The sequence below is a fragment of the Granulicella mallensis MP5ACTX8 genome, from assembly GCF_000178955.2.
Classification (GTDB): domain Bacteria; phylum Acidobacteriota; class Terriglobia; order Terriglobales; family Acidobacteriaceae; genus Granulicella; species Granulicella mallensis.
In genome coordinates, this window is record NC_016631.1 from 3,384,165 (window position 1) to 3,402,355 (window position 18,191).

Below are 18,191 nucleotides of genomic sequence, written 5' to 3' on the forward strand. Positions count from 1 at the left end.
CGCCACCATGCTAACAAATGCTCTATCAAGTTTGCGTTTATCTTTCACGCAACAACTACAGGCCGCCCGTGTTCTAGCAGAGCGTAGGGCGTTGGCATCTCTACTCCAACGCAAGCACCCTCCCTACAGGTGGACTCTATGCGTCTCGCACTCTCACTGATGTTCACTGCCACTCTTCTCTCCGCTCAAAGCAGCTTCGCAGCACCGCCGCAGAGCACGCCCATCCCATCACAGACCTCGAATGCCGCTCCCACCATCCTCATCCCCGCAGGGACCCAAGTAGGGCTGGAGCTTACACGTCCTGTCTGGGCCGCCAGCGCCAAACCCGGCGACCTCTTCTACGCTGAAACGGTTGTCCCCGTCAGCGTGAATCACCAGACGGTTATTCCCTACGGCACCTATATCGAAGGCACCATCACGTCCTTCACCAAGCCGGCCAGAAAATCGAAGCAGGCACTCTTCCATCTGCAGTTCGACAAGATCATCTTTCCCAACGGCTACACGATCGTTCTGACGAAGCCAGCAATCCGCGCGCTCGTAACCGTGAAGGTCAGCAAGAACAACGATCTCCTGCTGGATAATGGCGCGCAGATCACCATGCCGCTTCGGTCGCCCCTCACACTGAATGCGACCGAGATCACTCAGGCCATCTCGCTCGCCCAGGCTCCCACTCCAGGCGACTTCGTTCCTGCTACCTTGTGCCGTCCCACCCCCGGCGACCCAGGCTCTCCGGGCACATCCGATACCATCATCCCCGGCAGTCCCGCCACGCCCGATACCATCATCCCCGGAGCCGACGGAGCACCCGACATCGTGATCCCCGGTATGCCGGCAACGCCCGATACCATCATTCCAGGCTTGCCCGCCACTCCACCGACTCCTCCAACCGTATGCCCTGATCCGCCGGTAGTGCTCTCCAGTGTCGCGGAACATTCCTCCCACGCCCGAGCGACCTCTTCGTCGTCCACTCTCAAGAAATAACTGCTGTATCTCAGAAGCTCGAAGGGACTCCATCATGCAGCTTCGCTTCCGCACCTTACTCCTGATCGCCAATCTCAGCCTCCTGGCCCTGCCGGCGGCCACCGCACAACAGGCCGCACCGCCTGCAGCATCCTCCAGCCTCACAATTCCCAGCGGTACCGTCGCGCCGCTCACGCTCGTCACTCCGATTGCGAAAAAGGTGATGAAGGCCGGCGACACCGTTACTGCCTCGATCGCCTTTCCGGTCACCGTGGGCAACCAGATTGCCCTCCCTGTCGGAACTCTCGCCGAAGGACAGATCACCGCCATCATCAAGAGGGCAAAGAAGACGAGTCAGCCCTTCGTCCAGGTTCACTTCACGCGCCTGGTCTTCGCCAACGGCTACACCTCGGACCTGGACGCCACCGACGCCTCCGGCTTCTCTCCCAGCAGCATCGTCGCTCCCCTGACTCCGAGCGAGATCGCCATGCAGCCGGCGGCTCCAGCACCTGCGCCCAAACCCAAGGGATTCTTCGCCCGGCTCTTTTCGCACAACAGCTCGAAGCCGCCCAAGATTCTCATCGCCGCTGGTTGGCAGTTCCAGATGACGCTGCAAAGCCCGCTCACACTCGACGCGACCAGCGTTGCCAGTGCAGCCGCCACCCCGCCGAAATAGAATCAAGTTATGCAGCGCATCTATCTCGACGCCAACGCAACAACGCCAGTCCTTCCCGAAGTCGTCGAGGCGATGCGTCCCTTCTGGCTGGAGAGCTTCGGCAACCCCAGCTCCGCGCACCAGTCCGGCCAGCGCACGCGCTCTGCCGTGGAGCACGCTCGCGGCGCAATGGCCAAGCTCCTCCACTGCACCTCGAAGGAGATCATCTTCACCTCCGGCGGCACCGAGAGCGATAACCTCTCGCTCTCGGGCGTCCTGCAGCCCTATCTCGACTCCGGCGAGCCTGCGCACCTCATCACCTCGAACATCGAGCACCACGCCGTCCTCTACACCGCGGAATCGCTCGAACGGCGCGGCATCGAAGTGACCTATCTCGCCCCTGCGCACGATGGTGTCATCGACCCCTCAGCGCTCGAAGCCGCATTGAAGCCGCACACCAAGCTGGTCTCCATCATGCTGGCGAATAACGAGACCGGCGCGGTCCAGCCCGTCGGCAAGCTCGCACGCATCGCCAAGGCCCACGGCACGCTCGTCCACACGGACGCCGTGCAAGCCGCCGCCAAGCTCCCGCTCGACCTCTCCGGCGAGTTCAAGAACGTCGATCTGCTCTCTCTCTCCGGCCACAAAATGTACGCCCCGCAAGGCACCGGCGTCCTCTTCGTGCGCAAGGGAGTCCAGCTCGCACCGCTCTTCCACGGCGGCCCGCACGAACGCCAGCGCCGCGCCGGCACAGAGAACGTCCCCGGCATCGTCGGCCTCGGCCGCGCCGCCGAGCTGGCCCACGAGTGGCTCAACTCGCAACTCGACTCTCGTAACTCGATCCTCGCAGCAGAAACCCCAGCGCCCACGAGTCTCAGCGCCCTCCGCGACCGTCTCGAACAAGGCCTGCTCAGCGCAATCCCCAACGCCATCATCAATGCCTCAGGCGCACCCCGCGTCCCTAACACCACCAACCTGCGCATCGCCGGTATCGACGCCGAAGCCCTGCTCATCGCGCTGGACATCCAGGGCATCGCCGCGAGCTTCGGCGCAGCCTGCCAGTCCGGTGCCACAGAACCCTCGCACGTGCTGCTGGCGATGGGCCTCAGCCCCGCGGAAGCCCGCTCCAGCCTGCGCCTCTCCCTCTCCCGCCTCACCACCGCCGAAGAGATCGACCGCGCACTCGAGATCATTCCAGCGGTAGTCGCACGCCTGCGCTCACTCAGCTAAGCCAGCGTTGCCGTTGCTTTTCTAGTTGTCATTCCCGAAGCGAATCTGCTTCTACTTTTGCTTTGGCTGCTGTCGGCAGTAGGTCAGTTCGAAATCTGATCAAGAGAAAACGCCGAGGTGCAGTCACTCGGCGCTCCACAATGCCAGGGCGGATTCGAACCGCCGACCCCCAGATTAGCAGTCCGATGCTCTATCCAACTGAGCTACTGGCTCAAAGCGGCGCTACCCGCAACATGATTTTAGCAGTCCGACAAGCTCCTCTTCTCTAGCGTGTTCGTTTCGCATCCATGCTTGCATCGTCCTCCGGCTTTGATCCGAGCCGCCCCACAGCAGATTTCAAATTGACCCACTACCCTTTGTCGTTGCTTTTGCCTTTCGGGTTGTCATTCCGAGGCGCAGCCGAGGAACCTGCTTCCTCCCGTTCTTCTCCCGCACCTGCAAGCCCTAAAATCGAAGCCACCAACAAGGGCCAACAGCCCGCTTCATCCCAGCCCTGGGTTACGCACGAAACAGAAGTAGAGGGCTGAAAGCCCGACTCATCGATGCCACCACGATGAATCGGGCTTTCAGCCCTCTAAACCTCTATAGGCTCCGTACCTGGGGCTTCACCCCAGGCTGGTATAAGCCGGGCCGTTGGCCCTGTGTTGACCTCACAGATACCAGGGAATATTCACCACAACGATCCGCTGATTGCCCTTCAACAACAGCATCAGCTTCAGCAACTGCACGCGCTGATTGTGCAGCAGGTTCTCCCACCAGTGCCGCACCACGAGCTCCGGCAGCAGTACCGCAATCTTGCGTCCTGGATTCTCGTCCTCCAGCTTCAGCACATAGTCCATCAGCGGAGACAGGATCGTGCGATAGCTGCTCTTCACCGTAATCAACTCCGGCTCGGCCATATTGTGTTCGCGCACCGGCTTGATCACCATCTTGTCCCAGACACAACCCAAGGCATCCGAATCGTCGCTGTCCACATGGACGACCTTCACGATCGGGCTCATCAGCATGCCGAAGCGCATGGCCTTCTCGGTGATCTTGTCCCACCGTGCCATCGGGATCACAACGATAGGCGGTTCCAGGCCCGTGAGCCGCAACGGCGTCGGGTCTTCCGTCTCCATCTTGACTCGCACATAGTGCCGCTTCACCATCATCATGAGACCGATGAGGAAAGGCACCAGCAGCGCGGTCACCCACGCGCCGGCCATGAACTTCGAGGTCAGAACGACCAGCAGCGTAATGCCCGTCGCCACCGCGCCCAGTCCATTGAGGAACATCTTGATGTGGCGATGCGGAGCGTCCTTCTCCTTCACCCAGTGCCTGACCATGCCCGCCTGGCTAAGAGTGAACGCCAAAAAGGCGCCGATCGCATACAAAGGGATCAACCTGTCCGTCACGCCGTTGAAGATGATCAGGATGATGGCCGTAAAGCCAGTCAACGCATAGATGCCGTGCGAGAACAGCAACCGCCGTCCGCGCAGCAAAAATACATGCGGCAGATAGTCCCTGACGGCAATCGCACGCGCCATGCGCGGAAAGTCAGCAAAGGCCGTGTTCGCGCTAAAGGACAGAGCGGCGAGAACCGCGCCCATCGTAAGGAAGTAGAACCAGCCACGTCCAAACACCGCCGCTACAGCAATGCTCAACACGCTCTGGAAGTTGTGCGCATCGGGATCCATCGCCGTAACCCCATAAGCACGGGCGACGTAAGACAATCCTGCCAGCAGGATGATCAGGATGCCGATAATCACCGTCAACGTGCGATTGGCATTCGTCGAGCGTGGCTCCTTGAACGCCGTGGTGCCGTTCGACACAGCTTCCACACCCGTCATGGCCGCGCACCCGCTCGAAAAAGCCTTCAACAGGAGAGCGAAGAGCAGCCACGTTGAAAGGTGTGGAAGGACCGTCACAATGGGCGGTGGGGGTGCCAGGACCGCCACCGGATGCCCTCCGCTGACCACGCTGCGATACACACCAACACCGATGGTGGCCAAAATCGTGCCGACAAAGAGGAATGTCGGCACCATGAACACAAAACCCGTCTCGCGCACGCCACGCATGTTCACGATCGCGATCGCGGCCAGGATGAAGAGGCAGATCAGCAACTGGTGCGGATGCAGCTCAGGGACGGCGCTGACCAGCGCCGTAACACCGGCGGAAACACCCACCGCCGCCGTCAGAATATAGTCGATCATCAGGGCTGCTGCTGCCAGCAGTCCTGCTCCGTCACCCAGGTTTTCGCTGGCCACGGTATACGATCCGCCACCATTCGGGTAGGCAATGATCGTCTGCCGGTAGCTGAAGTACAAGATCACCAACAACGTCAGAATGAATCCAAAGATGGGCAACAGATAATGGGATACGCCCAGGACACCCAGGGGAATCAGAAGGGTCATGGCCGCTTCCGGTCCATATGCCGCACTGGTAAGTCCATCCAGCCCGAAGATCGGGACTCCTGCCGCTACGCCAATGTGCTCGTCGTGTTCGGCACTGGTCGCTAGCGGTTTTCCAAACAGAACATCAAAAATGCTCATGCCTCACTAAACCTCGGGTGCCCGCAGGGCACACCGATAAATATCCTACGCTAGGTTGTCAAACCGCTTGCATACGGAAACAATTTTTATCGGCTTTTATTCTGCAGATCGCCCCCAGCAGCCCCCAACTCTCCTCAAAACCCAGGCTTTTTTGAACCATCGAGCGGTTCGGCGATAATCCTATCTATGCCGACTCTCTACGACCTCCCGCTCACGACCCTCTCCGGCTCCCCCACCACCCTCGCCGACTTCTCCGGCAAGGCCCTGCTGATCGTCAACGTCGCCTCCCGCTGCGGACTTACCCCCCAGTACACCGATCTCGAAACCCTCTATCAGCAGTTCAAGGACAAGGGGTTCGTAATCCTCGGCTTCCCCGCCAACGACTTCGCAGGCCAGGAACCCGGCTCCAATCAGGAGATCGCCAAGTTCTGCTCAACTGACTATCCCGTCACCTTCCCCGTGTTCGCCAAGATCGCCGTCACCGGCCCGGAACAGCACCCGCTCTACGCCGAGCTCACCTCGGCCGCGCCCGAGCATGTCGTCAACGACGCAGGCTTCCGCGGCAACATCTCCGGCTACCTCAAGTCCCAGGGCCTCCCCGAGCCCGCACCGCTCCCCGCCGTCCTCTGGAACTTCGAAAAGTTTGTCGTAGGCCGTGACGGCACCGTCATCGCCCGCTTTGCCCCCGACATGCTCCCCAGCGATCCCCGCATCGTCAGCGCAATCGAACAAGCCCTGTCCAATTAGGACAGGGGGAGGCTGCGTCCCAGCCTGCTCAAGTTACGTCTTCTTTTTAACACTGAAAATTTGTTGCTTCAGAGAGGATCACCTGCACCATGCTCACCAGGACCTTGCTCCTTGCGTCTGTCTTCGCTGTGGCGTTGCCCGCGTTCTCGCAGACACCTATCCGTATCACCGCAGACCTTACCGAAGCCCCACGCAAGCTCTACCACGCGGAGATTGACCTCCCGGTCAAGCCCGGACATCTCACCCTCACCACCCCCCAGTGGATTCCCGGCAACCATCGCCCCACCGGCCCGGTCGAGGACATCACCGGCGTCGTCTTCACCGCCAACGGCAAGACCCTGCAGTGGCGTCGCGATGACGTCGATCTCTACGCGTTCCATCTCGAGATTCCCGCCGGAGTGACAAGCCTCCACGCGCACCTCGACTGCATCGTGCTGGCTCGCGCCTCGGACAAGATCGCCGTCCTCGAGTGGGAGAAGCTGCTGCTCTACCCCGCCAACGTTCCCGTAGCCAAGATCTCCATCCAGCCCAGCGTCACCGTCCCGGCCGGATGGGGCATCGGTACGGCACTGCAGCCCACCGGCAACTATGACCCCAACGCCAAGGTCGGCGGAACCACGGAGTTCCACGCCACCACGGTGGAGCAGCTGGAAGACTCCCCCGTCATCGCCGGTGAATACTTCCACGAGTTTGCGCTCGCCCCCGAGGTCACGCCGAAGCACTACCTCGACGTCGTCTCCGACGAGCCCAACGACTCCAACCTGCGCCCCGAGTTCCTGCAGGAGGTCTCCAACCTCGTCCGCGAGGCCGGTGTTGCCTACAACTCACGCCACTACAACGTCTACCACTTCCTGCTGACGCTCTCCGACGTCGCCGGCGGTGAAGGCCTGGAGCACGGCCAGTCCTCCGACAACGGAGTCGACGAGCTCGCCTACTCCGACGCACACCATCAAGCAGGGGATGCCGACCTGCTCGCCCACGAGTTCACCCACTCCTGGAATGGCAAGTATCGTCGCCCCGACAAGCTCTACCAGACCAACTTCTCCGCCCCGGAAGTCGGCGAACTGCTCTGGGTCTACGAGGGCATGACGCAGTACATGGGCAATGTGCTCGCCGCACGTTCCGGCCTCAAATCCCAGGCACAGTACCGCGACAACCTGGCCGCCTCGGCCGCTTCGCTTGACTACAAGAGCGGCCGTAACTGGCGCTCCACCGACGACACAGCACTCGCCGCCAGCGTCCTGCGCAGCAACAGCCCCGTATGGTCCAACTGGCGCCGTGGGCAGGACTACTACCAGGAAGGCGAGCTGCTCTGGCTCGACGCCGATACGAAGATCCGCGAGCTCACCAACGACCAGAAGTCTCTCACCGACTTCTTCCACCTCTTCCTCGCGAAGGGCGGCAACACCGGCCCGTCGATCGTGACCTACAACCGGGCCGAGATCATCGCCGAGCTGAACGAGGTGGTGAAGTTCGACTGGGCAGGCTTCCTGCACGAGCGTGTTGACCTGGTAAACGAGCATGCCGACTTCGCCGGGATCGAGCGCGGCGGCTACAAGATCGTCTATCAGGACCACCCCTCCGACACCGAGCACATGGGAGGCGGCAACCGCCGCTTCTCAGGCCCCAACGTCTGGTACTCGCTGGGTCTGCGTCTGAATGCTGAAGGCGTGATCTACGACGTACGCTGGGGAGGCCCTGCGGACAAAGCCAAGCTGGCCCCCGGCCAGAAGCTGATCGCCGTCAACGGCCACGTCCTCAGCTCAGAAAGCCTGCACGAGGCGCTCGTAGCAGCCAAGTCCAATACAACAGAACCGATCCACTTCCTGATGCAGACCGAGAGCTACATCAAACCAATCGACGTCGACTACCACGACGGCGAACGCTTCCCGGCAATGGTCCGCGTCGAGGGCACAAAGGACTACCTCGACGAGATCACCTCGCCGCTGACCAAAGCACCTGCCGGCGATGCCGCCAGCAAGTAACAACCTGACTGAATACCACCCGGGTGCCCCATCCTCGACGCGCGTTCTTTGCGCGGCAGGGTGGGGTATCGTTTGCGGTAGCAAACGACCGCTCTCCTTCATTTAGGCACAATCGCCTCACCCGCACTCGAACATTTGCGGGCGAAACGGTGGAGTGGTGAGATCCAAGCTCACCCCACTTCACCTACTCCCCTGCCGACACAACGCCCCTCACGGCCTCAGCGATCACCCCATCCGCCGTCTCACCCAAATCCTTCGAGTCCAGCAACGACTCCATCGCCCGCCCAATCAGCAACAGCAACGGCGCAGGCCCGCAGGCAAGCCCAGCCAACTCCGACAGCCTGCAAGCCGCATAACTCTGACGCGGCGTCGCCGCCTGCGAGATCGCACAGCACGGCGTGTTCGCCGAAACGCCCGCGGCAGCAAGCTCCCTCGAAATCCGTTCGGTATCCCGGCCCGGCATATAGAGAACGAGCGTAGCGTCCTCCGGCAGCGGCCCCGCCCAGATCGGCGCAGCCTCTGTCTTATCCGCCGCATGATGTCCCGTGCAGAAGATCAGTTTGGATGCGCTCTTGCGATCCGTAAGCGGCAACGACAGCGCGGCTCCCGCAGCAAACGCCGCAGTCACGCCGGGCACCACCTCAAAGGGAATCCCCGCCGACCGCAGCGCCGCAATCTCTTCTCCCGCACGCCCAAAGACCAGCGGATCGCCGCTCTTCAGCCGCACCACGGATTGGCCCGCCTTCGCCGAGTCGATCATCAGCGCATGAATCCCGGCCTGGGTAATACGCGGCCGTCCACAACGCTTGCCGACGCTGGTAATCAGCGCATGGCGATGCACTAGCGCCAGCACCTCATCCGGCACAAGGTCGTCATGGAAGACGACATCCGCCGACTCCAGCAGCCGCAGCGCACGCACCGTCAAAAGCTCCGGATCACCCGGCCCTGCGCCCACAAGATAAACAGTTCCCTTCACCGCCTGGGTCATCACAAAATCTCCTCAGCAGAAAGGAATCCCTGTTCCTGCGCGTGCTGCCGCGCTCTCATCCGCGATGGACAGCCGTCATAGCCGCAGACTTCGCGCTGCGCCAACTCATGCAGCAACAGCTTCCGCGGCTCGCCAATCGGTTCCACCGCCGTCACCTCACGCCGCAGACGGCCAAGCTCCGCCAGCCAATCCCCGGTATCCAGCGGCAACTGCGCGTTGATCTCCTTGCGCAGCCGCTGCGCCAGCGCGGGGCTCTCGCCGGCAGTAGAGATAGCGATCTGCAACTCGCCGCGCCGCACCACCGATGGAAAGTAGAAGTCGCAGAACGGAGGATCGTCGACCGCATTGCAGAGAATATCCGCCGCATTAGCCTCGGTAAAGACCGCACGATTCACCGTCGGCGTTGCCGTAGCAGCCACAGCAAGAAACGCTCCAGCCAGATCGCCAGGCGCATACTCACGCCGATGCCACTGAAGCTCCCCCGCCTCAGCCCACTCTTGAACGCGCGGCAACGCCTCGGGAGCGATGACCGTAACCCGTGCCTCGGCAAGCAGAAGGCTCTCAATCTTCGACTCGGCGATGAGGCCCGCGCCGACGACGACGCAAGGCCTGGCCGTAAGTTTGAGGAAGATCGGAAAGAGACTCATCGTTGCATCCTTAGCCTACGTTCGCCGGAACACGGCCCGGCGCGGGATCGCGCTCGACCGCCGAAACCACCGCTCCCGCAAGCTGTGCCCGCAGATCCTCATCGCTGGTCCTGCGGAAGTAGCTGCGCAGACTCTCACCCTCCGCACGCGTCGACAGATACCCACGCAGCAGACGTTCGATAGCCTCCGGGCAGTCCTCTGCCGTAGCGCGATAGCCGATCTGGCGCGCAATACCAGCATATTCGCCCACCGCCCCGCCGACGCAGAAGTAGTAGGCATCCACCATCTTGCCGTCCTTCTTGATCTTCTTGCCCTCCAGGCCGAGGTCCGCGATCCAGCTCTGGCCGCAGCTATTCGTGCAGCCCGTCACATGCAGCCGCAGCTGCTGGTCGAACTCCGGAAGGCGCTCTTCCATCTCTCCGACCAGCCACTTCGTGAAACCCTTGGTCTCGGCAATCGCCAGCTTGCAGAACTCCGTACCGGTGCAGGCCACGGCGCCGCGATAGAAGACCGTCGGCTCAACCTGCAGGCCCAGCCCGGTGATCTCCTGCACCAGCGCGGGAATCTTCGCATTCGGAATGTTGACCAGCACAATGTTCTGTCCGATCGTGGCGCGCAACTGGCCATCGCCATAGGTCTCGCTCAGCGAAGCCAGCGAGTGAAGTTGATCGGCCGTAAGCCTGCCGTTCAGTACCGTCGCTCCAACGTAGCTCAGGCCTTCCTGCTTCTGGCGATGCACGCCAACGTGGTCGCGATAGAGATCCTTCGCAATTGGCCCTTCCTCGCACGGATCGAACTTGAAGCCCAGCTTCTCTTCGATCGCCGCCAGCATCGTCTCCGCGGTCCAGCCATTGCGCATGAACAGGTACTTGATGCGCGCACGGGTGCGGTTCTCACGCAGCACTTCCTGTTCGCGGAAGATCTCGCAGACAGCCTTGACAGCGTCATAGGCCTTGTCTTGCGGGATAAACGCATTCATGCGCACCGCGAGATGCGGCTCGGTCGAAAGGCCTCCACCGACGCGCAGGCTGTAGCCAATCTCTTCCTTGCCATCCTTCACGCGCTTCAGCGCAGTCAGCGCAACGTCGTTGATCTCCGGGTAGCTGCACCAGAGCGGGCAACCGGTCACCGTAATCTTGAACTTGCGCGGCAGGTTATAGAACTCCGGGTTCGCCGTCAGCTTGTGCGCAATCTCCACCGCCAGCGGAGAGGCATCGATCAACTCATCGGCATCGAGCCCGGCAAGCGGGCAGCCCGTCACATTACGGACTACGTCACCGCAGGCGCCCTTGGGAGAAAGCCCAATCGCCGTCAGCGCGTCGACAACCTCAGGCAGCGACTCGATCGTAAGCCAGTGCAACTGGATATTCTGGCGCGTCGTAATGTCGGCGATGCCCCGCGCATACTTCGCGGTGATATCGGCGATCACGTGGAGCTGCTTCGCGGTCAGCATGCCGTTGGGCAGGCCGATGCGCATCATGAAGTACTCGCTGGCCTTCCCCTCGCCGCCGACGCCGCCGGTCACACCGACGCCATCGCCCTGCGTGTAAACGCCCCACCACTTGAAGTACGTCCCGGTCCACTCCGGCAGTACGCTGTCGCGGCCTTCACTGGCAAACTGCCGCACCTCATCCCAGGCATTCCAGGGATTCTTCTCACGCTTCAGGCGTTCGACCTTCTGGGCTTTGGTCTCTTTGGGCGCGGCTACGGGCGTCGCGGGGGTTGCTGTGTCGCTCAAGTCTGTTCTCCAGGTCAGGAATCAAAGCAAAAAGGCCCACGAAGCTTTTCGTGGGCACTTAGGGAAATCGTCAATCTGTGCTCGCTATCGAGCAACCAATATCGACGCCCCGGTGCCGGGGCAAAGACAACAGGTTGCGATGCGCGAAAAGCTCATACCACTAAGGGTAACGGGAATGAGCGCTGGAAGCAAATTCTGTCTGACCGCCGTCTGGCTTTTGTCTTTGCCGTTGCTTTTCTGGTTTGTCATTCCCGAAGGGAATCTGCTTCTGCTTCTGCTTCTGCTTTTGCTTTTGCTCTTGCTTTTCTGGTTGTCATTCCGAGCGCAGCGAGGAACCTGCTTCCTCCCGTTCTTCCCCAGCACCGCCACCGCTCTACCCCAACCGCGCCTCTGCCTCTTTCGTCGCCTCATAAATCTGCTCAAACGACTCAATCGCGTACAGCACCTTCTGCATATTCCCGGTATCGACTTTCTCTTCCAACACCTGCTCCAGGTTGAAGTCCCGAATCTCAAGCCCGGCAATCCGCTCAACCACCTGCGTGCACTCCCCATGCGACGAGATCAACCCGCTGCCATAGACCTTGATCTCGCCCCGCTCGCGAATCACACCGAACTCCACCGTGAACCAGAAGAGCCGCCCCATGCGCTCCAGGGCATCCGCACTCGTCAGCGCCGCGCAGACCTTGCCATAGTGCTCCAGAAAGTCCGCAAAGACCGGGTGCGCATGCATCGGCACATGCCCAAAGACGTCATGGAAGATATCGGGCTCCGGCGTGTACTCCATCGACTCCCGGCTGCGAATCCACGTCGTCGTCGGAAACATGCGCGCGGCCAGCATCTCGAAGAAGGCATCGGCCGGCAGAAACCCGCTCACCGGGGTCGACTGCCATCCCGTACGCGGCTGCAGCCGCTTGCTTACCGCCGTGAGATCCGGCAGTTGATCGGCCTGCAGCCCAATCTGGTGGAAGCCATCGAGGTACTCCGCGCAGGCGTGCTGCACTAACTGCGGCATGCGCCGCAACACAAGTTCGCGCCAGATATCATGCTGCTCCGGCGTGTAGCCGGCCCAGTCCTGCTGGATGAGAAACGGTTCTGCGGCGTGAAGCTTCGTGGGGGTCGGAATAGCGGCTACGGACATGAAAACTCTCCTGCGAACCCCGAGCAACCCGGCACCCCTTCAAGGTGCGCCAGCGCTGTCTCCAGCTCGACCCACTATAAGAGCAGATAAGTTAACGAAAAGACAAGCCCAGAGACATCAGACCGACGACAGATCCGCGCCCCTGGCCTCCCGCCCAAATCCCGTCGCCAGAGCCACCAACAGCCCCACCAACAGCACCGTCAGCGCCATTACCGGCGTCAGCCGTCCGTCAAAGTAACGCGAGGCAAGCGCGGCCTGGAAGTGGCCATTCTGCGACGAAATAAGATTGCCAAGCTGATACGCCAACCCCGGAAAGAGTGCCCTTACCTGCGCCGGCGCAAGCTCATTCAGATGAACCGGGATGATTCCCCAAGCTCCCTGCACCATGAACTGCATGACAAAGCCGCCCAACGCGAGCATCGCCGCCGTATGGCTCCACGCCCAGAGCGGGATCACAGGAATCGCCAGCAGCGCCGCGATGATGATCGTGCGCCGCCGCCCATAGCGCTCCGAGAGCGCACCACAGCAGATGCCTCCCAGCAGCGCGCCGATGTTGCCGATGATCGCCACCATCGAAGTCGTCTGCGGCGTCAGGTGATGATCGTGCTTCAGAAACGTGGGATACAGGTCCTGCGTTCCGTGGCTGAAGGACGTGAACGCCGTCATCAGAAGAACCAGAAACAGAAACAGCGGCATGTGCTTCAAGATCTGCTGGAAGACCGAGCCAAGCGAGTGCGGCGCAGTCCCAAGAGATTTGCGGCGGCTCGCCTCCCAGGACGGCGACTCCGCCACACCCGAGCGAATATAGAACACCAGCAACGAAGGCAGTGCACCGATCAGGAACATCACACGCCAGTTGGTCAGGTACCCATGCCCATGCAGATGCGGAAAGACCAGCCCATAGACCGCCGCCGCCAGCAGGTTCCCTGTCACATAGCCCTCCTGCAGAAGCCCTGAAAAGAACCCACGGTTCTCCGCAGGAAGCGTCTCCAGCGCCAGCGCCGCGCCCACACCCCACTCACCACCCATAGCAATTCCGAACAGCGCACGAGTGATGAGAAAGATGTGGAACGTAGGCGCAAAGGCCGAGGCCACTTCAAAGACCGAGAAGCAGATGATATTGATCATCAGCGTAGGCCGCCGCCCAAACCTCTCTGCCAGCAGACCAAACAGCAGCGCACCCAGCGGACGCATGCAGAGCGTCCAGGTCAGGCTATACGCCACCGTCTCAAGGTTGACGTGGTACGACGCCGCCACCGAGTCCAGGCAGTACGTAAGGATGAAGAAGTCGAAGGCATCAAGCGTCCAGCCAAGAAAGCATGCCGTAAAAGCACGGCGCTGCGTAGTGGTAAGGGAACGGAAGGGTTGCAGCAGCGGCATCGAGCGTCCTCAGGAACCTGTCTAACAACTTACCCTAGCTCTTGTCTATGCTTCAGCTTTTCTTTCTACCTCTACTTTGCCTTTATCTTTGCTTCTGCCTTTGCTTTTCTGGTTGTCATTCCGAGCGCAGCAAGGAACCTGCTTCCACCCGTTTTTCGCCCGTACCACCACAGACGTTTATGTAGCCGCTCAAACACAGCGCGCGCCCCCCGGCGCTTCAGCGTCGGGGCGACGGAGGCAGGTCTCGGAATCAGGACAAGCAAGCCCCGCGCTCTTCCAAGAAACCCCTGTGGTCATCAAGAGCTTTTCCATTCTTACATCTTGACCACGCTGCTTTGTCGGTGTTGCAATTCACCTGCAACAAGGCATTTCCAACCTCGCTACACAGAGTGTGTTGAAAGCTGTCACAAGCCTGTTGATGACCTCAAAGGAATAGCGAATCGCCCATGCCGAAGAAACTTGTTCTCACAATCTTCGTACTACTCTTCGAGTGCATTCCCGCCAACTCTCAACAGGCCTCGTCCACGCTCAACCAAAGAGAAGAAATTAAACTCTCTTCCCTGCGTTCTGAATTAATCAGTTACCGCGCCGTCACCGGCTATGGCGAATTTTACGTTCTAACGGGTCCCAATCAATACACAGCTGTGGACCTCGACGGCCACACGCATGTAGCGCTGGATACATCCATGGTTCCCGGAACGATTACCAGGGACTCCTCAGATCTTTTCGTAATCAATCTGAGCCCGGTGCCCGGCCGCGGTGTCTTAGCTACAGTCAACTGGAACGAAATTCACCCTCCCGGGCAAACAGATCAGCGACTCCCCGACACCCGCTCGGGGATACTGCGCTTTGATGAACATGGTCAATACAAGGATCTCATCGAACTACCTGATACCGGCTTCAGTCCGGCGAAGGTGGCTCAATTCAGCAACTCAGAGGGCTTCCTCGCAATGGGGTACGACGAGCACGCCAGGCTTCATGTCTCCTTACTCGATGCTCGCGGCCAGATGAAGGTGCTCGACATATTGCCCTGGCTGAACTCCGAAGCAAAGCCAGCCTCTGGACCCAATAGAACGAGTGACATAAAACAGGCTTCCGACAAACAAATCAACCAGGCTGCGATGGATGCGGGTGCCATGCAGATCGTAAGCGGAGATGACGACTCCATCTACCTCTACAGCCCCCAATGGGGCGCTAAATTCATCTGCGTGCATCCTACCGGAACGGTTTCGGAGATCAAGATCGAGGGCAAGTCCGATACCGCCTCAGAGATGTTTCCTCTGGCCATGATCGTGGATCATGGCAATGTCTATCTCGATCAGGCGGCGCTGCCGACGAATGTCCCTGAAAAGAAAAATGGACTTAACCATTTCGTGCTCAACGCCTACAACGCGGCAAATGGGGCTCTATTGAAAACGTATAGCCTCGACACCCCCTTCGCTGGCACTCCGGTAGCGTTAGGGCCTACGGACCTGTACTTTCTGAACGCAGCAGTAGTATCCGGGCAGCTCAGCTTTTCCTTAATCCGTGCGTACCCATAAGACGATTCGAAGAACTAACCCCCTCCCCAAACCAACCCCGCCGAACTCCCAACCCACGTCCTATCGCGATTATGATCGACTCCCATCATCAACCCGCGCCCCATCCTCACCAGGCTCATCATCGGCACCATGCTCTTCCCCTCCGGCCATACATACAGAATGCGAACCTCGGGCTGCGTCGGCCCTTCGGGAGTCTGAATCACGGGCTCAAAGTGCATCCGCTGCTGCAATAGATAATTGTGCCGCTCAACAGGCGGCACAGCCGCAAGATCGGCATCCGTCGGCGCAAACTGAATCCCCTTGCCCGCAAACGAATACAGCGGCTTGAACACCCACTCGCTGCGATCCTCCGGCAACCGATCTCGTCCCACACCCGCATACCAGTCATCCAGAAATATCGCCGGCGGCACCGTCGGATGGTCCAGGTGCGGCAGCGAAAACTTGCTCACCCGGAAGTACCAGTTCGGATGCCCCGCCCACTCCACCTCAAGCTCATCGCGGTAGTCGAAGGGCAACACAATCCCCTTCCGCTCCAACTCATCGACAATCACGCGGTTATAGATGCGATGGATCGGAACCAACTGCCCCGTGCTCTCCTCACGATAGAAGAGCTTCTTTCCCTGCTTGATGAGCTTGGCGACGTCCACCGTCTTGATCCCCAGCCGCTGCTCATGGACGCGAAAGTCCGGCAGAGTCTTCTGGATCTCCGGTGCAATCTCTGCCAGCACTACATTCCGCGGATCGTGCCTGCCGACAATCACCTCACGCAGCAGCGACCAATAGCCCGTCTCGTCCAGCCCCCCGAGGAAATAACGAAGCTCGCGATCCAGCCCATAGACCTCGATATATGCCCGCGACAACTCCGCCTGGTAACCGAAGAGCGAAGGAAACGCCTGCATCTCCACCAGCTTCGGCTGCATCCGCCCCCACTCGTCGCGCACCAGTCCGAAGTCGACAGCCATGAAATGCGGATGTGCATCCTCGTGTGGCACGCGATACGCCGCAGGAACCGTCGCCGCCGAATCCCGCATGTAATGAACATTGCCCAGCAACTGCGAAGTCAGCTCAACACCCGCATGCACCATGCGCTCCATCAACTCCGAAGAGAAGAAGCACGGCGTCTCGGCCACACGAAACTCTATCTGTGTCTGCGTTCGCTCGTTCAGCCGCTGTAACAACTCGGCATACTTCGCCTGCGTGAAGCGCGCGTTGAAGTCACTGCGAAAAGGCTCGATCATCAGGTTCAGCTCAGCTTACATCGCAACGACAAATCCAGAACAACCCTACTCACAAAATCGTCATCCTGAGCGAAGTCACTCGCGCACTTTGCGAGTGACGCAGTCGAAGGACCCCGAAACCTTCCATCCCGCCCAAACCGCCGGCACCTTTCCAACCTCAACCACCCCAACCGCTGCTGCCGAAGACCGCCACTCTACGCAGCAACGAGAAACTTGCCTTCACGCATGATCTGTTCTTCTCCCTCGTCCCCGCCCAGCCAGATATTGAACGAAAGCCCCACCACATCGATATGCGTCGTCGACTTCCACGGAGCTCCAGTGTGGTTTCCATAGGGATCGCCGAACGCAATATGAATCCCCGGAAACTTCTCATCCTGCAGAATATTTCCGATCACCTTCGAGACTCCAATATTCGTTCCGATCGCAAACTCACCCACACGATCCGAGTTCTCGTCGGTATGCGTATAGCTCCAGAACTCGCGCTCCAGCTCCTTGTTCGCACAGGAGACCGAAGTGATGCGGTTCTCGCTGATCTTCACCGTCAAGGGGGTATCGCGCAGAATCCCATACCGCGCGCAGAGAAAGTCCCCAACCACACCATCCACAACGAAGACGCCGTTAACCTCGCCAGGCGCGGTGAAGCACTCGCCACCCGGCAGATTGCCCCACTTCTCCGTGCTGATGATGCCGGAGGTCTTGAACCACTTATAGCTCGGGTTTAACTCCGCGCGGATGTCCGTCCCCGCAGCCGTCGTCGCCCGGACGTAAGTCGCCTTGCGCACCTTATCGAGCACCACCTGGCTCAGGCGGTCGACCGCATTGAAGTCCGCTCGCATGCCCTCCACCATCACCTCAGGGGTAATGTTCACCATGTGTGCATGACGCATGTGGCGACGGTTGACGACATCGGTCATCTGCATGCGGCTGAGCAGCTCATTCGGCTGCACCTGCACGGCGAAGATGCTGACCTGAGAACTCTCCATATCAGCGAGAACTGCCTCCGGCATCCCCTTCAACGGGCGCGGCGCGATGCGATCGACGACAAAGGCATTCCAAGTACATCCCGCATGATCGAGCTCGCTGGCAAGCGACGCCGCAATCTCCAGGCAGCTCTCATCCGTAATGAGAGTGACCTTCTCCTCAGGCTTGATCTTGAGACAGGTGACAACCGCATTGCGCGCACCCGGGGCATACTCAGCCGGAAAAGCAACGGCGCGCAGATCAGTCCCCGCAGTGGGCGCTACTTCAGTTTCGATAGCCTGCAACGTATCCAATGTCTTCATTTCTTCACCCACCATTCACACAAGGATAACGTGCCTATGACGGCTAGAACCCATCTATTTTGTAGAATTATGGGCATTTTATTTATAGAACGCCGGGCTGTTTTTACACTCAACGCCGTAACTGCTTTCC

The 18,191-nt window shown here is 60.1% G+C and carries 14 protein-coding genes and 1 tRNA gene; 6 read left to right on the forward strand and 9 right to left on the reverse strand.

Going from position 1 to position 18,191, the window contains the following annotated elements:
• Nucleotides 1-138: 138 nt before the first annotated feature.
• The 3 genes from ACIX8_RS13700 to ACIX8_RS13710 are packed head-to-tail and all read left to right on the forward strand — an operon-like array spanning nt 139 to nt 2,845.
• Nucleotides 139-981, forward strand: a complete 843-nt coding sequence (locus tag ACIX8_RS13700) for a hypothetical protein (RefSeq protein ID WP_014265942.1) — start codon at nt 139-141, stop codon at nt 979-981.
• A 34-nt stretch (nt 982-1,015) separates the two neighbouring features.
• Nucleotides 1,016-1,636, forward strand: coding sequence for a hypothetical protein (locus ACIX8_RS13705; RefSeq protein WP_014265943.1), 621 nt, complete (start codon nt 1,016-1,018; stop codon nt 1,634-1,636).
• A gap of 9 nt (nt 1,637-1,645) precedes the next feature.
• On the forward strand, nt 1,646-2,845 hold the full coding sequence (locus tag ACIX8_RS13710) for a cysteine desulfurase family protein (protein WP_014265944.1): 1,200 nt from the start codon (nt 1,646-1,648) through the stop codon (nt 2,843-2,845).
• A gap of 138 nt (nt 2,846-2,983) precedes the next feature.
• Here ACIX8_RS13710 and ACIX8_RS13715 read toward each other — a convergent pair.
• Nucleotides 2,984-3,058: transfer RNA gene (locus ACIX8_RS13715), tRNA-Ser, on the reverse strand.
• Nucleotides 3,059-3,495: 437 nt separating this feature from the next.
• Entirely contained in the window at nt 3,496-5,376 is a 1,881-nt protein-coding gene (locus tag ACIX8_RS13720; protein ID WP_014265945.1) for an APC family permease, read from the reverse strand.
• Between the two features lie 186 nt (nt 5,377-5,562).
• Here ACIX8_RS13720 and ACIX8_RS13725 point away from each other — a divergent pair, with 186 nt between their 5' ends.
• Both ACIX8_RS13725 and ACIX8_RS13730 read left to right on the forward strand, forming a co-directional pair.
• The gene (locus ACIX8_RS13725; RefSeq protein ID WP_014265946.1) at nt 5,563-6,123 is read left to right on the forward strand and encodes a glutathione peroxidase; all 561 of its coding nucleotides are present in this window, start codon (nt 5,563-5,565) and stop codon (nt 6,121-6,123) included.
• 89 nt (nt 6,124-6,212) lie between these two features.
• Nucleotides 6,213-8,108: a M61 family metallopeptidase gene (locus tag ACIX8_RS13730; protein WP_014265947.1), complete on the forward strand. Its 1,896-nt coding sequence runs from the start codon at nt 6,213-6,215 to the stop codon at nt 8,106-8,108.
• A gap of 184 nt (nt 8,109-8,292) precedes the next feature.
• Here ACIX8_RS13730 and cobA read toward each other — a convergent pair whose 3' ends face one another.
• From cobA to ACIX8_RS13755, 5 genes are all read right to left on the reverse strand, one after another.
• Nucleotides 8,293-9,096 (reverse strand): uroporphyrinogen-III C-methyltransferase, encoded by an 804-nt coding sequence (gene cobA, locus ACIX8_RS13735; RefSeq protein ID WP_014265948.1) that lies wholly within the window; start codon nt 9,094-9,096, stop codon nt 8,293-8,295.
• On the reverse strand, nt 9,096-9,743 hold the full coding sequence (locus ACIX8_RS13740; protein WP_014265949.1) for a precorrin-2 dehydrogenase/sirohydrochlorin ferrochelatase family protein: 648 nt from the start codon (nt 9,741-9,743) through the stop codon (nt 9,096-9,098). The genes cobA and ACIX8_RS13740 overlap by 1 nt, the downstream gene beginning before the upstream one ends.
• 10 nt (nt 9,744-9,753) lie before the next feature.
• Nucleotides 9,754-11,481 carry a precorrin-3B synthase gene (gene cobG, locus ACIX8_RS13745; RefSeq protein WP_014265950.1) on the reverse strand — a complete coding sequence of 576 codons (1,728 nt, stop codon included), beginning with the start codon at nt 11,479-11,481 and terminating at the stop codon, nt 9,754-9,756.
• 373 nt (nt 11,482-11,854) lie between these two features.
• Nucleotides 11,855-12,619 carry a phenylalanine 4-monooxygenase gene (locus ACIX8_RS13750; protein ID WP_014265951.1) on the reverse strand — a complete coding sequence of 255 codons (765 nt, stop codon included), beginning with the start codon at nt 12,617-12,619 and terminating at the stop codon, nt 11,855-11,857.
• Nucleotides 12,620-12,736: 117 nt separating this feature from the next.
• Nucleotides 12,737-13,999, reverse strand: coding sequence for an MFS transporter (locus tag ACIX8_RS13755; protein WP_014265952.1), 1,263 nt, complete (start codon nt 13,997-13,999; stop codon nt 12,737-12,739).
• Nucleotides 14,000-14,445: 446 nt separating this feature from the next.
• On the opposite strand from ACIX8_RS13755, the gene ACIX8_RS13760 reads away from it, so the two are divergent.
• The gene (locus ACIX8_RS13760) at nt 14,446-15,540 is read left to right on the forward strand and encodes a hypothetical protein (protein ID WP_014265953.1); all 1,095 of its coding nucleotides are present in this window, start codon (nt 14,446-14,448) and stop codon (nt 15,538-15,540) included.
• A 14-nt stretch (nt 15,541-15,554) separates the two neighbouring features.
• Here ACIX8_RS13760 and ACIX8_RS13765 read toward each other — a convergent pair whose 3' ends face one another.
• Both ACIX8_RS13765 and ACIX8_RS13770 read right to left on the reverse strand, forming a co-directional pair.
• Nucleotides 15,555-16,778 (reverse strand): hypothetical protein, encoded by a 1,224-nt coding sequence (locus tag ACIX8_RS13765; RefSeq protein ID WP_014265954.1) that lies wholly within the window; start codon nt 16,776-16,778, stop codon nt 15,555-15,557.
• Nucleotides 16,779-16,972: 194 nt separating this feature from the next.
• The gene (locus tag ACIX8_RS13770) at nt 16,973-18,061 is read right to left on the reverse strand and encodes an aminopeptidase (protein ID WP_014265955.1); all 1,089 of its coding nucleotides are present in this window, start codon (nt 18,059-18,061) and stop codon (nt 16,973-16,975) included.
• Nucleotides 18,062-18,191 lie beyond the last annotated feature (130 nt).